Below are 25,688 nucleotides of genomic sequence, written 5' to 3' on the forward strand. Positions count from 1 at the left end.
GGACCGCGAAGCTTTTATTGTTTATTACGCTTGTTGCGCTGCAATCAATTGTTCCAGTTCATCCAGACGTTCCTCGAACACTTTCATGGCATCCTCGATGTAAGCGGACTGGGTCATATCCACGCCAGCTTTTTTCATCACTTCAATCGGATAGTCGCTATTCCCTGATTTCAGATAGGAAAGGTACTTCTCCAACGCCCCTTCTTCTCCCTCAACGATGCGTTTTGCCAACGCCGTTGCAGCCGAAAAGCCGGTAGCGTATTGGTAAACGTAATAATTATAGTAGAAATGCGGAATGCGGGTCCATTCGATGCCGATCTCAGGGTCCTTCTCGACGGTCGGACCATAATATTTGGCATTCAGCTCTGCATAATAAGAAGTCATGAAATCTTGCGTCAACGGCACACCTGCCAAAGCTTGCTGGTGGATGTAGTGCTCGAATTCAGCAAATTGGGTTTGGCGGAAAATCGTTCCTTTGAAGCCATCCAGGTAATGATTCAAAATATAGATACGGACCTTTGGATCAGTCTGGGTCTTCAGCAAATAATCAGTCAAAATATTTTCGTTCGTTGTCGAAGCGATTTCGGCCAGGAAGATCGAATAATCGCCGTATACATATGGCTGATTCTTTCTTGTCAGATAGCTGTGCACACTATGACCCAATTCATGGACCAAGGTATACAGTTGATTTAATGAATCTTGCCAATTCATCAGGATATACGGATTCGTGTCGTATGCGCCTGAAGAATAAGCCCCGCTACGTTTGCCTTCATTCTCAAGCCAGTCGATCCATCGATTTCCGAATGCTTCCTGGAGGATAGTCAGATACTCCGCTCCAAGCGGCTGAAGTCCTTTCAAGGTTTCTTCCGTCGCCGCCTCGATGCTGTATTTGATCGGGGCTTCCCCTGTCAGAGGCGTATACATATCGTACATATGCAACTCCTCTACACCCAACAACTCCTTGCGCAAGTCCACATAGCGATGCAGCAAAGGCAGGTGCTCATTGACTACCTGGAGCAACGTATCATAAACCGCTTCCGGAATGTGATTGTTTGCCAACGCCGCTGCACGGGCGGATTCATATTTATGCACTTTGGCTTTGAAATTGTGCGCCTTCACGTTCGTGGATAAGGTGGTCGCAAACGTATTTTTCAGACCCTCATACGTTTGGTAGAGCGCCTTGAAGGCACCTTCGCGCACTTCCCGATCCGGACTTTCCATCAACTGCCCATACAAACCGTGAGTCAGTTGGACATCTTGGCCCTCCTCGTTCTTGACTGTCGGGAAGGTGATGTCTGCATTATTGAGAACCGAGAAAGTTTTGCTTGGCGCAGCAAAAATTTCCCCAGCCCCCGCCAATAGCTCTTCTTCTCTGGCGGTCAGCACATGCTCACGAGCAGAAGTTAGGCTATCCAAGAGATGCGCATACGGCTGCAGCTTTTCGTTTTCTGCCAAGTATTTCTCCAGTTCGTCCTCCGGAATCTCCAGTATTTCCGGTTCGAACCAAGAGGTAGCTTCACTGACGCTCGTCAAGATCGACAAGGCTTTATCATGCAGGTTTTGATATAGGCTATCCGCTGTATCCTGATCATTCTTCAGATGGGAGTAAACATAGACCCTTTCCAATTTCTGGTTGATTTTGAGGACTTCTTCAATCCCTTTCAACAAGGCGTGACTGCTCGAGCCGACGGTTCCTTGCAACGCACGCACGAACGGCACTGCACCTGCTAATTCATCCAACGCTTTCCCGAAAGCTTCGTCTGTCGCAAAGATTGCTGTCAAATCCCATGTGGATGCCTCCGGGACTTCCGCTCTCTTCAATTGTTTATCTGTGTTTGTCATCCGAGTTCCCCCTCTAATTTTCAATAGTATAATTTTAGCATACCTTGTGACCGAAAGGGTACTTAGAGTTGAACACGTTCTAACCCAAGCAAGAATGATGACCCTCAGTTTGCCTATCCAACGGCGTGGAAATCAGGACCCATTCTTCCCTGCCGATGGCTGCGGCATGCCCATCCTCGACCAGCCGCATCATAAATTGGAGCAATGGTTCCCATAAATTCGCCTCCTCAGCTTCCATCGACGTCCTTGTCCGGATTATGTTCATGTGTATGCATTTTGACAGCCAATCCAGCAACTGTTTTTTCGTGAGCGGATTGGCCATTTCCGGTTTACTGAAATCCCTGAGCAAATAATACCGCCAAATATATGCCGGCGTACGGATACCTAATGTTTTGCAAGGCAATTCGAACAGGAATGCCGGTAAATGATACAGGTCCTTCCGATCGAGATAGACCGCCAACAGAAATTTCCGGTGCTCCGGATCGGTGCGGTACCGTAATAGGTTGATATCCTTCGCCTGCATATGCTTTCGCTGAGCAGTTTTCCCGGTAGATTGGGGCATCAGATCGGTATCGTTAGGCAAACTCCCCTTCCTATAGATATTCTCTAAGTAAGCAATTGTGAGCTTATCCCAAGGAATCGCCGTCTTCACAAAATAGAAACGATCATCACCGCCCAACTTAAGGTGGTGATGGATAAGCATTTCTTCCGCCTGGGTATCCAGAATCCCAATCCAACTGCCAAGTGCGACGGAATGCTTCAAGAATTGATAGACAGATTGCGTCATTTTGATGCCACCAGGTTGATAATTCATCCCACAAATCCACCATACTTCGTAGCCGAATCGTCGGTATCCCTTTGTCCGTTCCGACAAATCGGCAGCAGAAATCGGACTGCACTGGTACTCCACGGCAATTTTCTTTCCATCCGCAAAAACAAGCAAGAGATCCGGGCGCTGCTGCAATTCAGGCAGCCAACACTCCAACGTGACTTCAAAGCCTTCACTCTTGAACTTATCCAGAAGCAGCTGTTTCCCTTTCAGATGGGGAAGCGTTTCGCCTTCCGAAAAAGCGGCACAATCCGAATGTTGGTGATGGGCAAAATGGGCAATCATGATGTTTCCTTTTTTCAGCACCAACTTCCCTTTGCACGCCGGACAATGATATTCTTCAACATTCTTCCTTTTTTCTTTTGAGGCTTGATAAGCCTGAACCAGTTCTCCATTAGCATTTCTAGCGATCAACATAAGCAACCGCCCTTTCTGTCTCTTTCCCATAATATCCGCAGAAGAATTAGAAAAGCGTTCCAAGCCCGAACTGCTTCGAAAGAAATTTAGGAAATCGTGCCTTGCAACGTTCCCTACGGTCACCTTGTACTGGGAGTCTTAGAGCGCAATATTCTGAGAGACTTCCGAAACAAAGGAATCAACGTGACCGTACCGGTCAGTTGTATCGTGTTTCTAAGGCATCAAGATGACAAGAACTATTGCCTTGTCGAATAGTATCCTTGGCTCGTAGAGACAAGGGGTTCCTTTATTCCTTTTCCGAGAGGCAGCCTTGGAACGCTAGACATCGGTTGGAGATGCAGAATATTGTTGCAAATGTATAAAACGCTTGTGGTGATGCAATTTTCAATTAAATTAGTCAACCTCGTTGAAGTATAAAAAAATCCGACCCTTTTCGGGGTCGGATCAGATTAGTTATTTAAAGTAGTGTCTGGCTGATTCCAATGCGTTGTCTTGGATGACCAACTTACCGTATTCGCCCAATATCTCAACAGCAATATCAGATTCCTCCGCAAATTCCAAGGCCTTCAAAATTTCATTGTCGATATTCGTTTCCGTCATCTCATCTATGAAGTAGACAACCGTCAAATAGTATTGATTATCATAATAGTAAAGCGAAGATACGCCGCTCTCCAAAAACATCCGTTTCGCCAGCTCCAAGAAGTCATCAAAACTCTGGAATTTAAATACGACTTCTAAAGGTGCCATATCATCTTCTTCAGATTCAGCATCCGTTTTATCACGTGCGTTGAAACTCTTTGTCTGTTTTTTGATGTAATCCACTACATGCTCCAATTGATTGGAGCCATTCGCCATGTCGAAGTCGTCTTCATTGTTCATCCCTTTACTGATGAATAACTCTAAACCATTCCCATTAGGCAGCACTTGGAAAGTAATTGCATCTGATTCATGAAATTGATTATCAACATCGACCTCCTCGAGGATGCTGTAGAAAAAGCTCTCGATTTGCTTTTGATTTCCTAATAAATCCAGAAAGGTGATGCCTCTTTCCTCTAAATCAGAATTCTCAATCAAAACGCGAATTGTGTTTTCGTTGATGTTTTCCATTTCCATCATGCTTCACCCCACTTTTCTTTCCCTATTTTTCTTATACCCATTGTAAATCAAATCGCAAAAATGTAAAGCCAAAAGCACAAAATCTTTTAACTTCTCATTTGTTTTCTCATCTAAGTGTTTCTGTCGTTGTAAAATATCGAAGTTCAGCGGTCAAAAAAGACAAGTACAGCCGTCTGTCCGGTGCACTTGTCTGTTGATTCCTGTTTAGTTGCGGTTGACTAGAAGTTTGCCAATCTTTGCGCTTTTTGTAATTCCAACGCGCGGACTTCCCTCGGCAAGAAACGACGGATTTCATCTTCGTTGTATCCCACTTGCAAACGCTTCTCATCCAAAATGATCGGACGACGCAACAGGCCGGGATTATCCTCGATCAAAGTGAATAATGTATTTAAAGGTAATTCGTCTAAGTCGATGTTCAGTTCTTGGAATGCTTTGGATCGAGTGGAAATAATTTCTTCAGTGCCTTCTTCAGTCATTTTCAGGATACTTTTGATTTCAATTTCTGTCAAAGGTTCGGAGAATATATTCCTTTCAGTGTAAGGGATGTTATTGTCTTCTAGCCATGCACGTGCCTTGCGACATGAAGTACAACTTGGGGAAGTATATAATGTTACCATCTCTGATCTCTCCTTTATTCGTAAGCTTTATTTGTGAACCACTTACAACTATTATTATAAACCAAGCCACGCACAATAGCTATCCTTTTTTTTGGGGTTCTACACACTTCCGTCACATTTACGACACAATTACACTTTTCAATAGTCAGTAAAAAGTTTGTGAAAACCTTATTTAAAGGCGTTTCCAGTCAACATATCTCAATTCTGAAATTTTACAATTTATAATAAATATCGTTTGATAATTATTTTTTTCCGAATTCAGTCTAAATTTTAAAAACGCTTCCATTCCATCCACAATCATCCAACTTTATGCATTCGATTTAAATCGTGAATACAAGCTCAATTTGCGTTATAATAAATAATGACGTATTTAACCTAGGAGGCTTTTTATGAAAAAGAAAATATTTTCCGGCGTTCAGCCCAGCGGTATCCCGACAATCGGGAACTATATCGGAGCTATGAAACAATTCGTGCAGCGGCAAGAAGAGTATGACTGCACCTACTGCATCGTAAACCAACATGCAATCACCGTTCCGCAAGATCCAGCCACTTTGACCGAACGGACACGTGGATTGGCGGCTCTTTATTTGGCGCTTGGAATCGATCCGAACAAATCGACCATCTTCATCCAATCGGAAGTCCCTGCTCATGCTCAAGCTGCGTGGATCGTCCAATGCAACACTTACCTGGGCGAATTGGAGAGAATGACCCAATTCAAAGATAAATCCTCCAAACAAGAGACGGTTTCGGCCGGATTACTGACCTATCCGCCTTTGATGGTAGCGGATATCGTCCTCTACAATACGGATTTTGTCCCTGTCGGCGAAGATCAGAAACAGCACATGGAATTGACAAGGGATTTTGTGCAGCGTTTCAACAACAAGTATGGAAAAGGCAAAAAAATCCTCTCCATGCCGGAACCTATGATTCCCGAAGACGGCGGCCGAATCATGAGCATCCAGGACCCTACCAGCAAAATGAGCAAATCCGACAAGAACACCAAAGGGTACATTTCTTTGCTGGATGAACCAAAAGTCATCCGCAAAAAAATTAAGAGTGCCGTCACCGACTCAAGCGGCATCATTGAATACGATAAGGAAAACAAGCCGGGTATTTCGAACTTGTTGACGATTTTCTCGGCCTTTACCGATCAACCGATTGATCAATTGGTAAATGAATTTGCCGGCTCCGGCTACGGCAATTTCAAAGAAAAATTAGCGGATGCCATCATCGCTGAATTGGAACCGATGCAGAATCGTTATTATGAATTGTTGAGTTCCAAAGAATTGGATGACATTTTGGATGCAGGTGCGAAACAAGCGAATGCAATTGCCTCCGAAACTTTGAAACGCATGGAAACAGCAATCGGCCTCCACAGATAGAACAGAAATGCTGAACGGGTTCGTTCAGCCCTACAGATGCAAAAGAGAAGCTCCGCTAATTGCGGGGCTTCTCTTTCATTATCAGTACAATTCTTCAAGCAATTCTTCTGCGGTCACATTACCGAAGTATTTTTTGATGTCAAGTTCATTCAATTTAGCCAGCATATCCTCTTTGGCATATTTGACGCCGATGAAAGCATCTTCAACATCCTTGATTTCCCCCAAGCCAAAGAAATCTCCGAAAACTTTCAGCTGTTGGATATGCCCATCTTCAACGTTCATGCGGACTTCAATGGATCCGATCGGAAAACGATGATGTTTTTGGATTTCGAATTTAGGTGATTTACCATAATTCCAATCCCAGTTGCCGAAGTACTCTTCGCGGATTTCATATACGCGTTTCCAATCTTCCTCGGTTAAATGGTACTCTTTTACTTCCTCACGCGTTTCGACATCAAAAATCGACAACAACATCAAATCACGGAATTCTTCCGTAGTCAGGTTTTGATAAGCCTCATCAACAAAAGGTTTGATGTTGGTCACGCGGCTGCGGATCGACTTGATGCCTTTCGATTCGATTTTCTCTTTGCGTGGTTTCAACGCGCCGGTTACGGCATCCAGATCGGAGTCGAATAGGATCGTTCCATGGGCGGTCATCCTTCCGTTTGTCGCATACATGGCATTCCCTGAGAATTTTTTCTCCCCGATCACCAAATCGTTTCTTCCTTTTAGCTCAGCTTCTTTGACGCCTACGCTGTGCAAAAAGGAAATGACTGGCTTTGTGAATTTCCCGAAATCGCGGAATGAATCACCATCATCCTTGGTGATGAAGCAGAAAGAGAAGTTCCCCAAATCGTGGTACACTGCGCCGCCCCCGGACATACGGCGGACAATGTGTATCTTATTCGCTTCGACATAGTCCGCATTGATTTCTTCAATCGTATTCTGGTTGCGTCCGATGATGATCGACGGCTCATTGATATAGAACAACAGGATCGGTTCATCCAAGATTTTTTCTTTCAATAAAAATGTCTCCAACGCAATATTTACGCTAGGATCCAACTGTCCTTGATTATCCACAAAATACATATGTTTATACCTCTCCCATTCTTCATTCAATTTGTTGTTCTGGTTGCTGGACGCGATTAGATTGTGATTATCCGGTCCTTTTTGGCAAGCGTGACGGATACGGAAGGTGCTGCTTCCTTCGCTTGATCCAGCAGCACGGATAGCGCGCCTTTTTGAGGCAAATGCGTCAGAATCAGCTGTTTGACTGCCGCTTCTTCAGCTATCGCTCCGACTTCGCCTGCAGTCATATGCGCATGGTGCCGCTCATTGCCGTTGAACAGGTTTGCATCAGCCAAGAATAGGTCAGCAGCCTTCACAAAAGGCACAAATGTCGCCAAATAGGCTGAATCCGCACCGAACACGAAGACTTTCCCGGTGGCTATCTCTTCGATCCGCAACGCATAGCACGCAACCGGATGGATGGTTTTCAGAAATCGGATCCGGAATGGCCCCAATTTCAACGTTTCCTCCGGCGCATAGGCAATCCCTTCACTCACTCCTGGCATTTCCAACAAGCGGAAAAATTCCGATTCAGTATGACCGTATATCGGCAGTATTTTTTTTGACTTGCCTTCAGCAGGCTCTTTCAGCTGAAAAGTATATTGCAGAACACCCAAGTCCGCAATATGGTCTGCGTGATAGTGCGTCAGGATGACCGCATCCAAATCCAACGGGTCCAGATGATGCTCCAGCGACAGCAAAGCGTTGCTGCCGACGTCGATCAATAGTTTGAAATCATCGGATGTCAGCAGATACGCCGTCGTCCCGACATCTTTTGTGGGATAGCCACCCATGCAGCCCAAAATAGTCAATTCCATTAAACGTCCCCCAATCCAATATTTGATAATCAAAGAATCCTATTCAGATTATAGCATGCCTCTAGCCATCCTCAATGGCAAACTCTTTCACAGGCACGAAAAGAAACAGTCCTGACACTAAAAAAAACAGCTTAATATCGTTGGGTTCATTATAGCACCAAACAAAAACAAACACTATATGAAATTAAAAACAGTCCACCTTAATCTGTAAAAACACAGATTTGCGGACTGTTTCATTATGTATTCGGACTGTCATTCTTTTCCAGTTTTTTCATGTAACGGATCGCCTCGTGGGCTAAGCGTTTTCCCTCAATGACGGCATTTTCCAAACCATAACCAGTGATTCCATTTCCCCCTACAAAAACACCTCTTTTTGCATACTCTCTCCGAACTGGATATACTTCTTCCAACATCTCTTGTCTTTGCTGCAAACTGAAATGAGGGACGGCTTTTTCCCAGCGATAAAAAGTGGACTGCAAAGGTTCCTCTGTCAAAGCCAAAATTTCCTTCACTTCATTTTTGATAATATCCATCACGAGATCATCGGCTAATTCTATCAAGGTTTCTTCTAGACGTCTGCCGAATTCCACAAGCACATAATAATAATCTGCTTGTTCAAAAAGTGGCCATTTGTTGTTCAAAACGACAACCTTCGTGCTATGAAAGGAACTTTTCCGCGGAATCACAAACCCTTGCCCTTCAGGTAGGTTATTGACTGATTTTTTATTTATTTTGAAAAAAACGGTACCGACACTCGTGCTTTGGGCCTTCGGGAAATCATTCTCCTTAGCGAAGCCCTCCAAAAAACCAAGGGATTCTTGGGGGTTGGTTGTGATGACAACACTCCCAGCACGCATGGATTCACGTCCGTTCAATTCAATCATAAGCAGGTCTTCTGACACATTGATCAACGATTTAACTTTCTGATTCACGTATAGATGGCCTTCCGTATGTTGGGCCAGACGTTTGATTAAGCTTGACAAACCTCCCTTGAAGGTATATTCCTGACCGGAGCCATCCGCGTAGCGCATCAGCTGCTCTTTTTTGCCTTTTCCGATGTGCGCCTTCCCATAGATCGTCACCAAATTTCCGTCAAATAATTTCACTGGCATCAGTTCCATGGAGCCATAGACGTTATCCGGATAGTAGGGTTCAGCCATATAGTCGACCACTTCCCGTCCCAAACGGAATTCCAAAAAGTTGTCGGTTGAATATTCTGGGTTCTCATGTAAGCTTTTGGACAGAAAAACGCTATTCATGAACGCCCGGAGCTTTGCATCCAAAGTCAATCCGTTGGCCTGCCAAATGTCATTCAGAAAGAGCGGCATACCATGGTAAGTAGGCATAACGTCATCGATGACCGCATTTCCATCGAACAACACCAGTTTCCCCCCTCGGCTGAATTGTTTTTCATCTTCCAAACCTAATTCCTGCAGAAAACCGGAAATGTCCGCGCGTCTCGAATCGAAAGCCGAAGCCCCTACATCAATCGCATAACCATCCATATCTATCGTATGGATCATGCCGCCGACCGAGGCTCGATCCTCAAGAATGACATACTCAAACGGGAGGTTCTGTTCCCGGATGGCTTTATCGATTTCGTAAGCGGCTGTCAACCCTCTCAGTCCGCCGCCAATGATCGCGATACGTCTTTTCATCTTCTCCATCCTGTCATCCCCTCCTCTTGCTTTATTGACACCCACTTTTTCATTATCTATATCTTACTCTATCCACCAACGAAAATATGTGGATACTTTTCGACAGATATTCATGCTGTTTTTATTTTTAGACGTTTTCGCGGATATGTTTGACCGCTTCGCCATCCAAGCGTTTGACTAATTCCGTGACCAATTTAACCGCATTCAGATAGTCATCTTCATGGATTATGGACGTGTGCGAATGCAGATAACGTACCGGCACCGTGATCGCAAAGGAGGGAATGCCATCCAAACTCTGATGTTGGGCACCGGCATCCGTACCGCCGCCTGTGATGACTGTGTACTGGAATGGAATTTCGCATTCTTCGGCAACGCCGACAATGAAGTCGCGCAAGCCACGATGCGGAATCATCGACGCATCATAAATCAATAACTGCGGCCCTTTTCCTAATTCGGAATCCGCTTCTTGAGGCGTCATTCCTGGAGTATCCCCTGCCGTGCCAGTATCCAAAGCAAATGCGATATCCGGACGAATCATGTGCGTGGCCGTCTTCGCTCCGCGCAGACCCACTTCCTCCTGGACATTCCCACCGCTGAAGATTACATTCGGGTGCCCGGCTTTGGCGACATTTTCCAACACTTTGAGCGCAACGGCCAGTCCGATGCGGTTATCCCAAGCTTTCGCTAGCAGGAATTTGGAATCGTTCATGCGTTTGAAGGAAATGTAAGGTGTAATCATATCGCCGGGCTTGATGCCCCATTCCGTTACTTGCTCTTTCGAACAAGCACCGATGTCGATGAACATATCTTTGATTTCATATGGCTTTTTGCGGGCTTCCGGCGTCAGCACATGCGGTGGTTTGCAGCCGATGACCCCGTGGCGGCGCTCGCCTTTCGAGTTGGTAATCTCCACTTGTTGCGCCAGCATGACCTGATTCCACCAACCTCCCAAAGTTTGGAATTTGATGAATCCCTTCTCGGTTATGGTCGTCACCATGAATCCCACTTCATCCAAATGCCCCGCCAACAAAATGGTGGGGCCCTCTTCCTTACCGGCATGTTTGGCAAAGAGACCGCCCAATCCGTCCTGCGAAAAGCTTTCGGCGAAAGGTTCGGCATATCGTCTGAAGACTTCACGTACCTCCCCTTCATTGCCCGGAACGCCTCTTGCATCCGTCAAATCGATCAACATTTGTAATTCTTTCTCTTCCAAAATAATACCCCCATTGATTTAGCGACATAATATCAGTATAGCATTTACTCTAAGAAAAACAAAAAATCGCTGCACTCCCGATACAAGACCGGAGAGGCAACGATTCAAAAATTATTTAGCTAATGCAGCTTTAGCTTGTTCAGCCACTGCAGTGAAAGCTGCAGCGTCCGTAACAGCCAAGTCAGCCAACATTTTACGGTTCATTTCGATACCAGCAAGTTTCAATCCGTGGATCAAAGTGCTGTAGCTCATGCCGTTGATGCGAGCAGCCGCGTTGATACGAGTGACCCATAATCTACGGAAGTCACGTTTCTTTTGACGACGGTCTCTGTAAGCATAAGTATAAGATTTCATTACTTGTTCTTTAGCTGTTTTGAATAATGTATGTTTTGAACCGTAATAACCTTTAGATAATTTAATAATCTTTTTGCGGCGTTTACGGGTTACTGTCCCACCTTTTACACGTGGCATAGTGATTTCCTCCTTATTAGAACCAAAGTTCTATCTCGTATTGTTGTTTTAGAATTATTTCATTTGTGATAATTGTTGGCTGATGCGTTTCATATCAGATGCGCTAACCATTGAAGCTTGACGCAATTGACGTCTTTGTTTCTTCGTTTTTCCGTGGAATCTATGGCTTGTAAAAGCGCTCCAACGTTTTAGTCCGCCGTTACCAGTTCTTTTGAAACGTTTAGCTGAACCACGGTGAGTTTTTTGTTTTGGCATTTGTCTTTCCTCCTAAATTAAGTTACAAATTTATTTATCGGCTTTTGGTGCCAACATCAAGAACATGCTTCTTCCGTCCATTTTAGGATGAGATTCAATCGTCGAAACGTCAGTAAGCTCAGATGCAAGGCGATCAAGGACCCTTTGTCCGATTTCTTTGTGGGTGATTGCACGTCCTTTGAATCGGATGGATGCTTTCACTTTGTCACCTTTTTCCAAGAATTTGCGAGCATTCCGCATTTTCGTTTGAAAATCATTTTCGTCGATGGAAGGACTCAAGCGCACTTCTTTAAGGCTTACCACTTTTTGGTTTTTACGGGCTTCACGTTCGCGTTTTTGTTGATCGAAACGGAACTTGCCGTAATCCATAATACGGGCAACGGGCGGGTTTGCATTTGGCGATACCAAAACTAAATCTAAATTTGCTGCCTCTGCAATCTGCAATGCATCACTTTTCGATTTGACTCCTAGTTGCTCGCCGTCACTACCTATAATGCGTAGTTCGCGGGCACGGATGCCGTCGTTAACCATCATATCTTTTGCTATGGTCGTTCACCTCCATGATATTTGAGAGAAAGAACGCAGAAAAAAGTCGGCGGGTCATAATAACCCGCCGACAATACTTGCATTGCTGCAAGTTACTTGTACATATCTGGCCCAGGGACGCAATTGTCCACTTAGGCGAGAAGCGGGTGCTTCTGCTTAATTTCTCAACTTTTATAGTATACCTTGTTGCAATGAAAACGTCAAGCGCATTTCTCTAAAAATATTCTTTTTCAAGATATGCTCAGACATTCAGGATTCCGGGGCGTATTTCCAGATTTCTTCAAGATCATTCGCTGGCAATTCCGCCACCAATTCATTGACTGTCTTGTTCCATTTCGGAACGATTAATTCGGGATTCAGTTCCTGCAAAGGCAACAGCACGAAAGCGCGCTCCTGCATCCTCGGATGCGGCACGATCAACCGTTCTTCTTCAATAATTTCCGCTCTGTACAAAACAATGTCGACATCCAGCGTGCGCGGTCCGAAGCGGATGGTCCGCACTCTGCCAAGCTCCTCTTCGATGCTTTGGCATCTGTCCAGCAGGTCCACGGGCAGCAGATCCGTTTCCGCTTCGAACACAAGGTTCAGGAAATCCGGTTGATCGAGGTAGCCGACGGGTTTCGATTCATAAATGGAGGATACGCGTTTCACTTCCACATCCGGCAAGGAGCGGAAGAGCTCCAAAGCTTTTTCAAGATGGGCTGCGCGAGGTTCCAGATTCGTACCTAAGGCGATGAACACGACAGGCATGCGCTTAGCTCCCTTCCCTTTCGCGGTAGATTTCAACCGCAACGGAATCATAATGGCCGACGATCGGCGGATCCGGTTTGATCACTTTCACTTGGCAAGACTGCAGCCCGTCGAAGCGCGCAAACAAAGCGATGGCGATATGCTCCGCCAAAGCTTCGATCAGGTTGAAGTTTTCGCCCTCCACTACCGCTTTGACGGCCTTGTAGGCATGTCCGTAATGGATCGAATCCTCCATTTTGTCGCTGTAGCCGGCTTTTTTTGTATCGGTGTGCAGCACAACATCTACGTTGAAGCGTTGTCCCAACACCTTTTCTTCCGCATTCAATCCATGAAAAGCATAGAACTGCAGATTATTCAAATAGATTTTATCCAATTGGGCCCTCTCCTTTTTTCAACATGATATCCATCATCCGTGCCATTTCCGCATTGGCCTTCACATTGTGCACGCGGAAAAGCTGGGCCCCGTTCACGATGCCCAAAGCAGTCGTTGCGGCTGTCCCCAGATCTCGCTCCTTGAAAGGGAGATCCCCAAGTGCCGTTCCGATGAACCGTTTCCGGGACGTTCCCAAGAGCACTGGGTAACCTAGCTCCGTAAACCGCTTCAGATGATGGACAACATTCAGATTGTCTTCATAGGTTTTTCCGAATCCGCAACCGGGATCCAGAATGATGTTTTGCCTTTTGACGCCTGCTGACACTGCGATCCGCACGCTCTCGGCCAAATCAGCCAACATATCTTCGATCAAAAAGGCATAATCCGGCTTTTCCCGATTATGCATCAAAATGATCGGTACATCAAATGCCGCGGCCACCGCTGCGATCTCGGGATCGTACTTGCAGCCCCAGATGTCGTTGATGATGTCGATGCCGGCTTCACAAGCCGCACGGGCGACCGCTGACTTGTAGGTATCAATCGAAAGTGGCACATCGATCGCCTTTTTGAGCGCTTCAATGATAGGCACTACGCGGGCAATTTCCTCTTCATCAGAAATCTGAGTATGGCCCGGGCGTGTCGATTCCCCGCCGATGTCGATGATGTCGGCCCCATCCGCAACCATTTCGAGGGCGTGGGCGACGGCTTTTTCGACCGTGTTCCATTCCCCTCCATCGGAGAACGAATCGGGTGTAACATTCAGTATCCCCATGATATGGCTGCGCTGCGACAGATCATATACTTTTGTGTTTGTCATTAATTTCAAGGTTCATTCTCCTCGTCAGCGTGCAATGTGTCTACAGTTTGATCAATTCCAGCACTTCGCTTCTGGATTTGAATGATTGTTTGAATGCGCCACGGACTGCGGATGTCACGGTCTTGCTGCCCGGCTTTTTAACGCCTCGCATTGTCATGCACATATGCTCGGCTTCCAAAACCACCATAACTCCCTGCGGTTGCAGATGCTCCATCAGGATATCCGCAACCGTCGTCGTGATCCGTTCCTGGATCTGCGGTTTTTTGCTGACCTCATCCAAGATACGCGCCAGCTTGCTCAAACCGATCACCTGTCCATCCTTCGGCATATAAGCGATATGTCCCACACCGAAAAACGGAACCAGATGATGTTCGCAAGTGGAATAAAATGGAATGTCCTTCACTAATACGATTTCGTCGGTATCTTCATGGAAGACCACTTTAGCGTGATCGGCAGGGTCTTTCTCGACACCGGAAAAAATTTCCGCATACATGCGCGCCACCCGCTTCGGCGTATCCTGCAACCCTGAGCGGTTCGGGTCCTCCCCGATCGCCTCCAAAATCATTTGGACGGCGGTTTCTATCTTTTCTAAATCCATTTTTATCCTCCTAAACGCTCATTCCCCGGCTAACGCCGCAAGGGTGATATCAGCGACTGTTTTAGCCGCGACCAATAGAGCTTTTTCATTGATGTCAAATTTCGGGTGATGATTATTGAAAACTTCTGCCTGATCCGGGCGAGCACCGACATTCAAGAAAGCGCCGGGGATCTTCAACAGATACTGTCCGAAATCCTCCGCTCCGGTATTGGCAGAAGTTGCGATGACCTGTTTCAAGTAAGACCCGACACCATTTTTTTCCAGAACAGCAGCGGCTTTCGCAGTCTCTTTCGGATGATTGTACAAAGGCGGGTAATCGGAGTTGTAGTCGATATCCACTTTCACGTCATACATCTCTTCAAGACCGCGGCCGATCCGGTGGAAATGCTCCTCGATGACTTTTCCGACTTCAAGATCCATGTAACGGGCATCTCCACGCAGAATCAGGCTGTCCTTTATGACATTGCTGCTGCCGACCGCCTCGAAGGAGCCGATCGTCACGACAGCCATATCATACGGGTTGATGCGCCGGGAAACAATGGTCTGCAGATTCATCACGAAGCTCGATGCCGCCACGATTGTATCGTTGGAGCGGTGCGGTTGCGAACCATGCCCGCCCGTCCCCTGAATCGTGACTTTGATGTCACTGCAACCGGCGTAGGCGAAGCCGCTCGTGTAAAAGACGGTGCCCACTTCATAGTCCGGATAGAAATGGATGCCGTAGATTTCGTCGGCATCGTCGAGCAAGCCGGATTCCACGATGCTCTTGGCGCCGGCGGGGGCCATCTCTTCGGCATGCTGATGCACGATTTTGACGGTCCCTTGCCATTGGTCCCGCAGACGGATCAGGCAATCAGCCAAGACCATCAGATAGGCGGTGTGTCCGTCATGTCCGCAGGCGTGCATGACGCCTGGATTTTTGGATGCGAACGGCAGACCGGTCTGTTCCTCGATCTGGAGCGCATCGAAATCCGCCCGCAACGCGATGGTGCGGCCGGGTTGTTTCCCATTGATCGTGACGACGATGCCATAGCCGTTCCCGACATTCGTCTGCACATCAATCGGTTTATCTTCATAGAAACGGGCGATGAACGCAGCCGTTTCATTCTCATCGAATGACAGTTCAGGATGCTCATGGAAATGACGGCGCAGAGAAATCATGTCATCTTCGCGGCCATCCAACATTTTCATCAATTCATCTCTTAACATCTTCTCATCATCCCCCATTAAGCGAATTATATAAAGACGAAGGCCCGGAACACAAACCGCCATGTTCCGGGCCTTCATCAAGCTAACAGAATCAAAGCTACATCACTGAAACTTATTGTATCATGATTTGCTCAGAAAGATGTGGATTTGATAAGATTATTTGAAGTTTTTGATTTCAGATTGAACCTCAGCCAAGAAATCATCCATGCTGAAAGTAACCATTTCTTTCGAGCCATAACGGCGGACAGTTACGGTTCCGTTCAGTAATTCCTGATCGCCGATGACCAATTGGTAAGGGATTTTTTGAGTCTGGGAAGCACGGATTTTGTAACCCATCTTCTCGTTGCGATCATCGACTTCGACGCGCATACCCAACTGTTCCATTACGGCTTTCAGTTCAAATGCTTGATCGGCATGCAGATCAAGGTTGACAGGGATGATCGTTGCTTGGACAGGAGCCAACCATACCGGGAATGCGCCTTTGTACTCTTCAATCAGATACGCTACAAAACGCTCCATTGTGGAGATGACGCCACGGTGGATGACGACCGGACGGTGGTTGTTTTCGCCGTCTTCGCCGACATAAGTCAGGTCGAAGCGCTCAGGCAACAGGAAGTCCAATTGGATAGTGGACATCGTTTCTTCCAAGCCCATCGCTGTCTTGAACTGCACATCCAATTTAGGGCCGTAAAAAGCAGCTTCGCCGATGGCTTCGTAGTATTCCAAACCGAATTCGTCCATCGCTTCTTTCAGCATCGCTTCCGCGCGGTCCCACATAGCGTCGTCATCAAAGTACTTCACTTTGTCTTCCGGATCGCGGTAGCTCAGACGGAAACGGTAATCGCTGATCTGGAAATCTGCATAAACATCCATGACCAACTGCAACACACGTTTGAACTCGTCCTTGATCTGATCCGGACGGACAAATGCGTGAGCATCATTCAGAGTCATTTCACGCACGCGCTGCAGACCTGACAAAGCACCGCTCTTTTCGTAACGGTGCATCATGCCCAACTCAGCGATGCGGATCGGCAATTCGCGGTAGCTGTGGATGTCGTTCTTGTAGACCATCATGTGGTGCGGACAGTTCATCGGACGCAACACCAACATTTCGCCATCGCCCATATCCATCGGCGGGAACATATCCTCATGGTAGTGGTCCCAATGGCCGGAAGTTTTGTACAATTCCACGTTCGCCATGATCGGCGTGTAGACGTGCTGGTACCCCAGGCTCACTTCTTTGTCGACGATGTAACGCTCAAGCGTGCGACGGATCGTAGCGCCTTTAGGCAACCAGAAAGGCAAACCGGAACCGACTTCAGGGGAAATCATGAACAAGTCCAGTTCTTTGCCCAATTTGCGGTGATCGCGCTCTTTTGCTTCTTCGCGCATCTTGATGAATTCAGCCAAGGCTTTCTTGTCGAAGAAGGCTGTTCCGTAAACACGTTGCATCATTTTGTTGTTCGAGTTCCCTCTCCAATAGGCACCCGCCAACGACAACAACTTGAAGACTTGGATTTTGCCTGTTGCCGGCACGTGGACGCCGCGGCAAAGGTCCGTGAAGTCATCTTGCGTATAGACAGTGATGATATCACCTTCAGGCAATGCTGTGATCAATTCGACTTTGTATGGGTCATTAGCGAAGATTTCCAACGCTTCCGCACGACTGACTTCACGTCTGACGATCGGATAATTAGCCTTCACAATGTTCATCATTTCCGCTTCGACTTTCGACAAGTCCTCTTCGGCAAGCTGTACTTCCATATCGGTATCATAGTAGAACCCAGTTTCGATCGCTGGCCCGACTCCAAAATGGATTTCAGGGAACAGGCGCGTCAAGGCATGCGCCATCAAGTGGGCAGTCGAGTGACGCAGGACACCCAATCCGTCTGCGTGATCCGGTGTCACGATTTCAAGTGAACCATCCGTCTCCAATTGGCGTGTGAAGTCGACCAATTCCCCGTTGAATTTTCCGGCCAAAGCCTTTTTAGCCAGGCTGTTGCTGATGCTTTTTGCTACTTCTTCCACTGTTACGCCGGCTTCGAATACTTTTACGGCGCCATCAGGAAAAGTGATTTTGATTTCTGACATGCTGATTCCTCCAATTAATTAAGTTCTGTACCTTAGTGATACTGACAAAAAGGCAATAAAAAAAGCCCATTCCCAGCTTATGCCGGAAATGGGACGTGTCTACGTGGTTCCACCCAAATTCAAAGAGTGCGACAGGCATCCGCTTAAGATTCTGTCTCATCCTTACTTGAACGCGATAACGAGCGTACCGTTTCCCCCTACTGTAGTTTCAGGGAATCTCTCGAAAGGGGTCAATATATGATTGATTAGGATGTTTCACCAAGCCATCCCTCGCTAAAAATCAGATCATCCATCGGTGTCTTTCTCATCGATTTGTCTTTCGTTTCATCTGTAGTCCATTTAAACACAAAAAATAGTTGTTTTCAAGTTTAAAATAAGAAAAGCTGAACGGGTTAGCTTATCCCTTCGGAAATGAGATAAATCGTGCCTATTGCTCGAAACGGCGGTTTTTCCCAGTCATCGGAATCTCGCGCGATAAGAAGCGGATCCGCTCCATCAGACGTTTCGCCTTCATCGGCTCGTCATCGCCCCGGTTGCCCATGCGCAAATGCTCCTCCAACTGTTGCATCGTAAAGTTAGAACTGAAGAATGTCGGCAAGTCTTCTTGCATGCGGTACTGGAGGATGACACCGAGCACTTCATCGCGGATCCAGGTGGAATTGGCTTCTGCTCCGATATCATCCAACATCAGAATCTCCGCTTTCTTCACGGCATCAATCTTTTCGTTGACCGTATTGCTCTGGATCGCCTGCTTCATCTCCATCGTGAAGGTCGGGTAATGCATCAGTGTCGTCAGATGGCCGCCCATCGCCAATTCATGCGCAATCGCACCCAGAAGATAGGATTTCCCTACCCCGAATGGACCATAGAAATAAAGTGCTTGGTGATGCACTTTCGGATTCCCATTGAATGAATCAATAAAATTCAACGATTCCAGAATGGCCGGCATCCGCTCGTTTGATTGGACAAACCGATCCAATGTCGCCGTGCGGACATCCTTCGGCATCGACATCGAATGGACGCGACTCCGCAATTCCTTTTCTTTTTCCCTCGCCATCGTCTCATTGGTCGGTGTATAGACGACATCAATGTAACCGGCATTCAATACAAGATTCGGCTCATAACCGGGATTCTGTGATTCTTTCCCAACACGGATTTTCTCTTTTTCCTGCACATATTCGTGCAACTTGGAATAACTTCTCTCGACGATTTCCCGCGTCAGGCGCTCTTCGTGTTTCTGGAAGAAGGCCTGGACATCGGCATCCTTCATGATTGTGTCGATCATGCCTTTGTAGCGTTGGCTGATTTCGGGATTATTCATATATTTGTAAAATGCTCTTCCGATATGATCCATCACTCATCCCCTGCCTTTCCGCTACTTTTTAATTTTTTGATGCGCTCATTCAATTTTTGTTGCGCTTCCGGCGTCAGCGGTGTTTCCACAACCGATTTATGTTCCTCTTTAGCCCAATCCGGCAAGTTTTCCTTCTTGCGCGCCACCGTTTTCCCGTAATTCTTTGCGGTTGTCCGGCTGGCTGCCCGCTTCTCAGCTTTCGCTTTCATCTCGCCGGCGAATTGCTTCGCCTTCGCCAACGCTTTTTCGGGCGAATCGACACCGTCCTGCAGCCAATCGTTTGCGATGGCTTCCACATAGGCCTTGGAAAGATGCGGATTGTTGAGGATGACCAACACATAGTGCGTCAATACATTGAGCACACTCGGTTTGAAATCAGCCTTTTCCATCAGCGTACGCAGCAGTTGCGTCTCCGAAGCGGTCACGATGCCGCCTTTCTGCTTTTTGATGCTCGTCAAAAATTGATGCGGCGTCAATTGTTCGCACGCCTTGATGAACGAAATCTCTTCACTGGAAAAGCGTGCCTGAATCAATTTTTGTTCCCGGCCTTTTTCAGTATCTTTAGCCAATTGGATGCTCTGGGTGACTTTATCCTTAACTTCCAAACGGGTGCTGTGTCTCTGCTCATAGGCATCGGATACAATTTTTTTGAGCGCTTCTCCGTCTACTTTGCCCGATTCGATATCGGCGGCCTCCAGAATGAATTGAGCCATCTGCAGTTCGTCGCAACCATACAGCGTGTAGAGGATAGTGATTGTGTGCTCCAATTCCTTTGTGATGGAATCACGCTTGACGAATTGTTTGTTCAACAGCTGCCGGAAAAATGCGAAGTCAAACCCCTCATTCTCGATCACGGGCAGGCTTCCCGCGTTATCGCCCAACAACGAGTTGTCGTTCTGCCTCATCCGCGCTTGCTCCGTAAAGGCGCTTTCCGAGAAAGAAAAAACATCCAAAAAGGACTTGGTGATATTTTCCGCATTTTTTACGTCGCGGACTTGTCGGCTGAACCGTTGCTGCAAGTCGCGGTATTTCCGTTCGCCGACTTTTTCATACAACAGCAACCCCATCAGGTCATCACTGAAAAAAGCATGACTGGACAGCGGTTGCTGCAATTCGTATAGGTACTGCTTCTCTGGCTCATTTACGAGAAATGTCTTCAGTAAACCGATCCCTTCCAATTTCACCCGTGCTTGATAGAACTCCTGGATCCCGCTATTCGATAAAGCCAATAATTCGGTGTGAAGCAGATCTTTGCTCCAATAGCTCTCTTGCGGAATCTCCGCAAGCAGCGTCAAATAAAGACTGAATGCTTGTGGACCGATGATGGGCTGATACAATTGCGTCAGGATTTTGCGGTCCACATCGGAAATCAAGCTTGTCTGGCTTGCTCTGAAAGGATCCTTAGGGCTTATGTTTTGCCATGGATAGCTCATTATTCATTGTCTTCCTTTCCGGGGGCTGCCTCATGGGGAGGAGCATCGGATGGTTGGATGTCTGAAGATTCAGCAGCCGTTTGTTGGGCTTTTTTCTTCTCCATGTTCTTCAATTCATCAAGGAAGGTTTTCCGGTCCGAAAATTGGCGGTAAACACTTGCGAAACGGATGTAGGCGACGTCGTCTATTTTGGATAGCTTATCCATGACGAACTCTCCGATGACGATGCTGGATACTTCATTTTCTCCAAGCGCTCGGATTTCGGCTTCCACCTCATTGACGACAGTCTCCAGTTGTTCGAGGGCGATCGGCCGTTTTTCGCAGGAGCGGATCAATCCCCGCAACAACTTTTCACGGCTGAATTCTTCGCGTGCGCCATTTTTTTTGATGACAAGCAATGGCGTTTGCTCGATCCTTTCGAATGTAGTGAAACGGAAATGGCATTGTTCGCATTCGCGACGGCGGCGGATGGCTTTCCCGTCATCAGCCGGACGACTATCGACAACACGCGATCCGTGATAGTGACATTTTGGGCATTGCATCGGCTTTCCCCCTTTTCTTTCCTTTATTATCACTTCATTATAACATACTTGGGGCTCAAAAACCTTGAAAAGATGGTCTTTCCGGCGCCAACGCACTAGACTGAAAGACGGCCGTGCAGCCATTCGTTGACTTGTTTTTCGGTTTCTTCGATTGTCCCGGAATTGTCGATGACAAAGTCCGCCAGCTCTTTTTTCTTTTCGATCGAAAGCTGGCTTTGCATCCTCCGGGCGGCTTCCTCCGCATCCAAATGGTTGCGGCTCATTAGCCGTTGAAATTGCAGCGCTTCCGGAACGTAGACGACCATCACGGCATCGCAGCTGTCCTCATACCCGCCTTCGTACAGCAACGGGATATCCAGCACGATCAAATTGTGCCCTTCCGAAATATAACGCTCTTTTTCTGCCTGTATCCAATCATTGATGCGCTCCTTCAGTAACGCATCCAGTTCTTTACGCTTCTCCCTGTCCGAAAAGATCAGCGCTCCCAAGCGCTTGCGATCCAGTGTGCCATCCGGCAGCAGATAGGCTTCACCGAAATGTTCGATGATGTCCGCTAATCCCGGTGCACCCGGAAGAACGACAGCCCTTGCTCCCAAGTCCGCATCGACAACCGGTATGCCCGCAGACAAAAACAGCTTCGCTACAGTCGATTTCCCTGTAGCGATGCTTCCTGTAAGACCCAGTATATAACTCATGTTCTTCTACCTCGCCCCTTTGTACACAATGTCAGTGATGCCTGCTGTCTTCGAACGCGTCTTTGGCAGTTGTTGACAATGCGGGCAATAATGCGTTCCTCGCTGTGCTACCCTTATCTTTTCGATTGGATGGCCGCAGTTCGGACAAGGCTGTCCGGTCTGACCGTAAACGGCAAGAGAGACTTGGAATTTCCCGGCTTCCCCCAACGTGTTTTTGTAGGTCCGGATTGTCGACCCTCCGGCTTCCACTGATCTGCTGATCACATCAATGATGGCTTCGTGCAATCTTTTGGCTGCTGCCGGTCCGATTGTGTCGGCAGATTGCATAGGATGGATCCGGGCTTGGAAAAGTGACTCATCCGCATATATATTTCCGACGCCGGCAACAATGTTCTGGTCGAGGATGACCGCTTTGATTGCCCGATGCGACTTGGCAAGATCTTTTTTAAATTTACTCAATTTGAAGAAATCCGCGGTTGGTTCCGGCCCCATTTTTTTGAAAGGTTCATATTCATCCCGCTTTTCGATCGGCAACAACGTGAATTTACCGAACTTGCGCACATCAAGGTACCGCAATTGGCGTCCATCGGCGAGATAAAAAATGACGTGGGTATGCTTCTTGATCGGTTCACCGGATGCGCTGACCTCATACTTCCCCTCCATCCGCAGATGGGAAATCATCGCCCAGTGGTCCAATAAGAAGATCAGGTACTTGCCGCGGCGTTCGATGGTGTGGATCTGTTCCCCCCGCAGGACCGTCTTGAAACGCTCCGTGGAAAAAGGCGGCGTGATCATCCGATCCCAAAAGACAGCTACATCTATAATGATGGCTCCTCCGACAAGGTTGATGAGCCCCTTGCGGATGGTTTCTACTTCTGGCAATTCCGGCATAAGCAAACCCCCTTTCTTTTATCGGTTTGTTCCTTGTTTATTTCGCTTCATACCAGCTGTCTCCGAAGTTACTGTCCACTTTAAGCGGCACAGCCAAGGAGACGGCATGCTCCATGATTTCCGGGACCAATTTTTCCAATACTGGAATTTCTTCTTCCGGGCACTCGAAGATCAATTCATCGTGCACCTGCAACAGCATGTTTGCTTGAAGGCCTTTTTCCTTAAGGACTTTATCCATCCGGACCATCGCCACTTTGATGATATCGGCGGCAGTGCCTTGGATCGGCGAATTGATGGCCGTCCGTTCCGCAAAGGAGCGCAGGTTGAAGTTGCGGTTATGGATATCAGGTAGGTAGCGGCGTCTGTGGAATAACGTTTCGACATAACCGTTCTCCTTCGCCTCTTTGACGATGTCCTCCATAAATTGCTTCACGCCTGGATATTTTTCGAAATAACGGTCAATGAATTCCTGAGCGGCTTTTCGGGTGATGTTCAGGTTTTGGGACAAACCATAGTCGCTGATTCCGTAAACAACCCCAAAATTGACGGCCTTCGCTTGTCGGCGCAGGTTGGCGGTGACGTCTTCCGGATTCTCTATGCCAAACACGCGCATCGCGGTCGAGGTATGGATATCCTGCCCTTCCAGGAAGGCTTCCTGCAGATGTTCATCCCCGGAAATATGCGCCAATACACGCAATTCGATCTGTGAGTAGTCGGAAGCGAACAGCTTCCAGCCTGCTTGTTGAGGAACGAAGGCTTGTCTGATTTTCCGGCCTTCCTCCATCCGGATCGGGATGTTCTGCAGGTTCGGATCGACGGAACTCAAACGGCCGGTCTGCGTCAACGTCTGTTGATAACGGGTATGGATCTTGCCGGTTTCCGGTTTGATGAATTTCAGGAGTCCTTCCACGTAGGTCGATTGCAGTTTTGCCAACTGTCGGTAATTCAGGATGTGCTCCACTATCGGCGCTTGCGCTTGCAGTTTTTCCAGCACATCGACCGCTGTCGAATAGCCGGTTTTCGTCTTTTTGATGGCGGGCAAGCCCATCTTCTCGAACAGGATGACGCCCAGCTGCTTCGGTGAGTTGATGTTGAACTCTTCCCCCGCTTCGGCATAGATGGTCTTCTCGATTTCCAGCAAACGGCCGGCAAATTCCTCTTTCATGGTCAACAGACGCTGCGGTTCCACTTTGATCCCTTGGATTTCCATGTGCGCCAATACAAATGACAACGGCAGTTCCATTTCGTAATACAGATCTTTTTGCACATTGCTTTCCAGCTCCAGGTTCAATTGGGCAAACAGCGCTTGGATCGCTTTCACTTTGCGCGCCAAATGATCGTGCAGCACGGCGTCTTCGGGAACGGCCGTTTTAGCGCCTTTCCCGTAAATGGCCTCATCAAAGGAGACATCGTTGTAGCCATATTCCTGAGCGACTTGTGCAAGGTCTTTGCTGTTGTCCTTCGCATTCAGGATGTAGGAAGCCAACAGGATGTCAAAATCGATGCCAGCCAGCGCGATGCCGGCATAATGCAGCATGACCATCGTCCTTTTGCCGTCGTACACGATTTTATTGGCTTCGGCATTTTCAGCCCAATCCTTGAAGGATGGACTTGCTTTCACTGATTCCAATGAAGCTGTATAAATCTTTTCATCCGTACCCCAGCTGACCGCGAGGATTTTCCCGTCGTGGTAGTTGTCTTCAAGCATCTCCACATACAGTGCCATCCGCTCCGCAAAATGTTCGGGACGGATCTCGTTCAGGACTTCGAAGTGGATGTCCTCGAAGGATTCCGAGCGGTCTTCCGAAGCCACGCCCAGTCTGTCCAAGAAGCCATTGAAATCCATTTCGCGATAGAAATCGGTCAATTTGTCGATCTGTTTGCCTTCAACCGCAAGGTCATCGAGCTTCAATGTCACCGGCGAGTCCAGATCGATCGTAGCCAACGTTCTGCTCATGAATGCATTTTCTTTGTCATTGATGAGATTCTCTTTCATCTTGCTTTTCTTCAGTTCATCGACATGTTCGTAAAGGTTTTCGATGGAGCCATATTCGATAAGGAGCTTCAAAGCAGTCTTTTCGCCGACTTTGGTGACGCCCGGATAATTATCCGAAGAGTCCCCCATCAGACCTTTCATGTCGATGATCTGTTTCGGTTCGATGCCGTATTCTTCACGGATGACTTCCGGGGTGTAGGATTTCAATTCCGACACGCCTTTCACGGTGATGTCGACCCGGATATTATCTGTCGTCAGTTGGATCATATCTTTATCGCCTGAAATGATGACGACATCATAGCCGGCCTGATCGGCCATCCGCGAGTAGGTTCCGATGATGTCATCGGCTTCATAATTGACCAATTCATAGGTCTTGCCTCCGAAAGCATGGACCAATACGCTGAAATAGGGCCATTGTTCGGACAACTCCGACGGCATGCTGGCACGCCCGCCTTTGTAATCATCATAAAGGGCATTACGGAAAGTCGTTTTCCCTGAATCGAATGCCACCAACAGATGCGTAGGCTCTTCTGTCTGGAAGATGCGTTCCAATATATTATTGAAGGCGTAGAGCGCGTTCGTATGCAATCCGTTCTTGTTGCGGAACCCATCCAGATTCGGCAATCCGAAAAAGGATCTGAAAGCCACACTGCTGCCATCCACCAATAGTAATTTTTTCTTTTTATCAGTCATTTGGTTACATCCTA

At 47.4% G+C, this 25,688-nt stretch carries 24 protein-coding genes and 1 other annotated feature; of the genes, 1 reads left to right on the plus strand and 23 read right to left on the minus strand.

Annotated features, from left to right (window positions below; genetic code table 11):
- Positions 1-24: 24 nt before the first annotated feature.
- The 4 genes from pepF to spxA all read right to left on the minus strand — a co-directional run bounded on the left by pepF (position 25) and on the right by spxA (position 4,821).
- Positions 25-1,842, minus strand: a complete 1,818-nt coding sequence (gene pepF, locus AC0J5I_RS14575) for an oligoendopeptidase F (RefSeq protein WP_475301442.1) — start codon at positions 1,840-1,842, stop codon at positions 25-27.
- A gap of 79 nt (positions 1,843-1,921) precedes the next feature.
- A complete protein-coding gene (locus AC0J5I_RS14580; protein WP_475301445.1) occupies positions 1,922-3,088 on the minus strand; it encodes a competence protein CoiA in 1,167 nt (388 codons plus the stop codon).
- Between the two features lie 453 nt (positions 3,089-3,541).
- On the minus strand, positions 3,542-4,204 hold the full coding sequence (locus AC0J5I_RS14585) for an adaptor protein MecA (protein WP_234402605.1): 663 nt from the start codon (positions 4,202-4,204) through the stop codon (positions 3,542-3,544).
- A 218-nt stretch (positions 4,205-4,422) separates the two neighbouring features.
- Positions 4,423-4,821: a transcriptional regulator SpxA gene (spxA, locus tag AC0J5I_RS14590; RefSeq protein ID WP_086985466.1), complete on the minus strand. Its 399-nt coding sequence runs from the start codon at positions 4,819-4,821 to the stop codon at positions 4,423-4,425.
- Between the two features lie 389 nt (positions 4,822-5,210).
- Here spxA and trpS point away from each other — a divergent pair, with 389 nt between their 5' ends.
- Complete coding sequence (trpS, locus tag AC0J5I_RS14595) at positions 5,211-6,203, plus strand: tryptophan--tRNA ligase (protein ID WP_107995967.1); 993 nt, start codon at positions 5,211-5,213, stop codon at positions 6,201-6,203.
- An 81-nt stretch (positions 6,204-6,284) separates the two neighbouring features.
- Here the strand turns inward: trpS and AC0J5I_RS14600 are convergent, their stop codons facing one another.
- From AC0J5I_RS14600 to polA, 19 genes are all read right to left on the minus strand, one after another.
- Positions 6,285-7,292: a lipoate--protein ligase gene (locus AC0J5I_RS14600; protein WP_107995968.1), complete on the minus strand. Its 1,008-nt coding sequence runs from the start codon at positions 7,290-7,292 to the stop codon at positions 6,285-6,287.
- A gap of 56 nt (positions 7,293-7,348) precedes the next feature.
- Positions 7,349-8,089, minus strand: coding sequence for an MBL fold metallo-hydrolase (locus AC0J5I_RS14605; protein WP_475301458.1), 741 nt, complete (start codon positions 8,087-8,089; stop codon positions 7,349-7,351).
- Between the two features lie 236 nt (positions 8,090-8,325).
- Entirely contained in the window at positions 8,326-9,756 is a 1,431-nt protein-coding gene (gene hemG / locus AC0J5I_RS14610; protein WP_475301461.1) for a protoporphyrinogen oxidase, read from the minus strand.
- Positions 9,757-9,874: 118 nt separating this feature from the next.
- Positions 9,875-10,960, minus strand: a complete 1,086-nt coding sequence (locus tag AC0J5I_RS14615) for a M42 family metallopeptidase (protein ID WP_475301464.1) — start codon at positions 10,958-10,960, stop codon at positions 9,875-9,877.
- 111 nt (positions 10,961-11,071) lie between these two features.
- Positions 11,072-11,431: a 50S ribosomal protein L20 gene (rplT, locus tag AC0J5I_RS14620; RefSeq protein ID WP_086628381.1), complete on the minus strand. Its 360-nt coding sequence runs from the start codon at positions 11,429-11,431 to the stop codon at positions 11,072-11,074.
- Positions 11,432-11,485: 54 nt separating this feature from the next.
- The gene (gene rpmI / locus AC0J5I_RS14625) at positions 11,486-11,686 is read right to left on the minus strand and encodes a 50S ribosomal protein L35 (protein WP_086628382.1); all 201 of its coding nucleotides are present in this window, start codon (positions 11,684-11,686) and stop codon (positions 11,486-11,488) included.
- 30 nt (positions 11,687-11,716) lie between these two features.
- A complete protein-coding gene (gene infC, locus AC0J5I_RS14630) occupies positions 11,717-12,220 on the minus strand; it encodes a translation initiation factor IF-3 (protein WP_086628383.1) in 504 nt (167 codons plus the stop codon).
- Between the two features lie 44 nt (positions 12,221-12,264).
- Positions 12,265-12,396, minus strand: a sequence feature (ribosomal protein L20 leader region).
- An 85-nt stretch (positions 12,397-12,481) separates the two neighbouring features.
- Complete coding sequence (gene folK / locus AC0J5I_RS14635) at positions 12,482-12,982, minus strand: 2-amino-4-hydroxy-6-hydroxymethyldihydropteridine diphosphokinase (protein WP_475301470.1); 501 nt, start codon at positions 12,980-12,982, stop codon at positions 12,482-12,484.
- Between the two features lie 4 nt (positions 12,983-12,986).
- Complete coding sequence (gene folB, locus AC0J5I_RS14640; protein ID WP_107995973.1) at positions 12,987-13,355, minus strand: dihydroneopterin aldolase; 369 nt, start codon at positions 13,353-13,355, stop codon at positions 12,987-12,989.
- Positions 13,348-14,172, minus strand: coding sequence for a dihydropteroate synthase (gene folP, locus AC0J5I_RS14645; protein WP_475305749.1), 825 nt, complete (start codon positions 14,170-14,172; stop codon positions 13,348-13,350). Before folP ends, folB begins: the two co-directional genes overlap by 8 nt.
- A gap of 40 nt (positions 14,173-14,212) precedes the next feature.
- Positions 14,213-14,770, minus strand: coding sequence for a GTP cyclohydrolase I FolE (gene folE / locus AC0J5I_RS14650; protein WP_106450871.1), 558 nt, complete (start codon positions 14,768-14,770; stop codon positions 14,213-14,215).
- Between the two features lie 18 nt (positions 14,771-14,788).
- A complete protein-coding gene (locus AC0J5I_RS14655; RefSeq protein WP_475301473.1) occupies positions 14,789-15,979 on the minus strand; it encodes an amidohydrolase in 1,191 nt (396 codons plus the stop codon).
- Positions 15,980-16,135: 156 nt separating this feature from the next.
- Entirely contained in the window at positions 16,136-18,070 is a 1,935-nt protein-coding gene (thrS, locus tag AC0J5I_RS14660; RefSeq protein ID WP_107995975.1) for a threonine--tRNA ligase, read from the minus strand.
- Positions 18,071-18,497: 427 nt separating this feature from the next.
- Entirely contained in the window at positions 18,498-19,424 is a 927-nt protein-coding gene (dnaI, locus tag AC0J5I_RS14665) for a primosomal protein DnaI (protein WP_475301479.1), read from the minus strand.
- Entirely contained in the window at positions 19,424-20,857 is a 1,434-nt protein-coding gene (locus tag AC0J5I_RS14670) for a replication initiation and membrane attachment family protein (RefSeq protein ID WP_475301482.1), read from the minus strand. The genes dnaI and AC0J5I_RS14670 overlap by 1 nt, the downstream gene beginning before the upstream one ends.
- The gene (gene nrdR / locus AC0J5I_RS14675) at positions 20,857-21,399 is read right to left on the minus strand and encodes a transcriptional regulator NrdR (protein WP_107995978.1); all 543 of its coding nucleotides are present in this window, start codon (positions 21,397-21,399) and stop codon (positions 20,857-20,859) included. The genes AC0J5I_RS14670 and nrdR overlap by 1 nt, the downstream gene beginning before the upstream one ends.
- 95 nt (positions 21,400-21,494) lie before the next feature.
- Positions 21,495-22,094: a dephospho-CoA kinase gene (coaE, locus tag AC0J5I_RS14680; RefSeq protein WP_107995979.1), complete on the minus strand. Its 600-nt coding sequence runs from the start codon at positions 22,092-22,094 to the stop codon at positions 21,495-21,497.
- Between the two features lie 6 nt (positions 22,095-22,100).
- Complete coding sequence (gene mutM, locus AC0J5I_RS14685; RefSeq protein ID WP_475301490.1) at positions 22,101-22,985, minus strand: DNA-formamidopyrimidine glycosylase; 885 nt, start codon at positions 22,983-22,985, stop codon at positions 22,101-22,103.
- Between the two features lie 37 nt (positions 22,986-23,022).
- Positions 23,023-25,674 carry a DNA polymerase I gene (polA, locus tag AC0J5I_RS14690; protein WP_475301493.1) on the minus strand — a complete coding sequence of 884 codons (2,652 nt, stop codon included), beginning with the start codon at positions 25,672-25,674 and terminating at the stop codon, positions 23,023-23,025.
- Positions 25,675-25,688: the final 14 nt, after the last annotated feature.

Source organism: Trichococcus sp. TS_SC_9, assembly GCF_056156325.1.

Bases quoted from the DNA above. Each gene is read 5' to 3' on its own strand.
- trpS (WP_107995967.1), top strand. From the start codon at position 5,211: ATGAAAAAGAAAATATTTTCCGGCGTTCAGCCCAGCGGTATCCCGACA.
- AC0J5I_RS14605 (WP_475301458.1), bottom strand. From the start codon at position 8,089: ATGGAATTGACTATTTTGGGCTGCATGGGTGGCTATCCCACAAAAGAT.
- hemG (WP_475301461.1), bottom strand. From the start codon at position 9,756: ATGGAGAAGATGAAAAGACGTATCGCGATCATTGGCGGCGGACTGAGA.
- thrS (WP_107995975.1), bottom strand. From the start codon at position 18,070: ATGTCAGAAATCAAAATCACTTTTCCTGATGGCGCCGTAAAAGTATTC.
- nrdR (WP_107995978.1), bottom strand. From the start codon at position 21,399: ATGCAATGCCCAAAATGTCACTATCACGGATCGCGTGTTGTCGATAGT.
- AC0J5I_RS14600 (WP_107995968.1), bottom strand. From the start codon at position 7,292: ATGTATTTTGTGGATAATCAAGGACAGTTGGATCCTAGCGTAAATATT.
- AC0J5I_RS14655 (WP_475301473.1), bottom strand. From the start codon at position 15,979: ATGTTAAGAGATGAATTGATGAAAATGTTGGATGGCCGCGAAGATGAC.
- AC0J5I_RS14585 (WP_234402605.1), bottom strand. From the start codon at position 4,204: ATGATGGAAATGGAAAACATCAACGAAAACACAATTCGCGTTTTGATT.
- rplT (WP_086628381.1), bottom strand. From the start codon at position 11,431: ATGCCACGTGTAAAAGGTGGGACAGTAACCCGTAAACGCCGCAAAAAG.
- dnaI (WP_475301479.1), bottom strand. From the start codon at position 19,424: ATGGATCATATCGGAAGAGCATTTTACAAATATATGAATAATCCCGAA.
- folP (WP_475305749.1), bottom strand. From the start codon at position 14,172: ATGACAAACACAAAAGTATATGATCTGTCGCAGCGCAGCCATATCATG.
- rpmI (WP_086628382.1), bottom strand. From the start codon at position 11,686: ATGCCAAAACAAAAAACTCACCGTGGTTCAGCTAAACGTTTCAAAAGA.
- polA (WP_475301493.1), bottom strand. From the start codon at position 25,674: ATGACTGATAAAAAGAAAAAATTACTATTGGTGGATGGCAGCAGTGTG.
- folE (WP_106450871.1), bottom strand. From the start codon at position 14,770: ATGGATTTAGAAAAGATAGAAACCGCCGTCCAAATGATTTTGGAGGCG.
- infC (WP_086628383.1), bottom strand. From the start codon at position 12,220: ATGATGGTTAACGACGGCATCCGTGCCCGCGAACTACGCATTATAGGT.
- coaE (WP_107995979.1), bottom strand. From the start codon at position 22,094: ATGAGTTATATACTGGGTCTTACAGGAAGCATCGCTACAGGGAAATCG.
- spxA (WP_086985466.1), bottom strand. From the start codon at position 4,821: ATGGTAACATTATATACTTCCCCAAGTTGTACTTCATGTCGCAAGGCA.
- folK (WP_475301470.1), bottom strand. From the start codon at position 12,982: ATGCCTGTCGTGTTCATCGCCTTAGGTACGAATCTGGAACCTCGCGCA.
- AC0J5I_RS14670 (WP_475301482.1), bottom strand. From the start codon at position 20,857: ATGAGCTATCCATGGCAAAACATAAGCCCTAAGGATCCTTTCAGAGCA.
- mutM (WP_475301490.1), bottom strand. From the start codon at position 22,985: ATGCCGGAATTGCCAGAAGTAGAAACCATCCGCAAGGGGCTCATCAAC.
- AC0J5I_RS14580 (WP_475301445.1), bottom strand. From the start codon at position 3,088: ATGTTGATCGCTAGAAATGCTAATGGAGAACTGGTTCAGGCTTATCAA.
- pepF (WP_475301442.1), bottom strand. From the start codon at position 1,842: ATGACAAACACAGATAAACAATTGAAGAGAGCGGAAGTCCCGGAGGCA.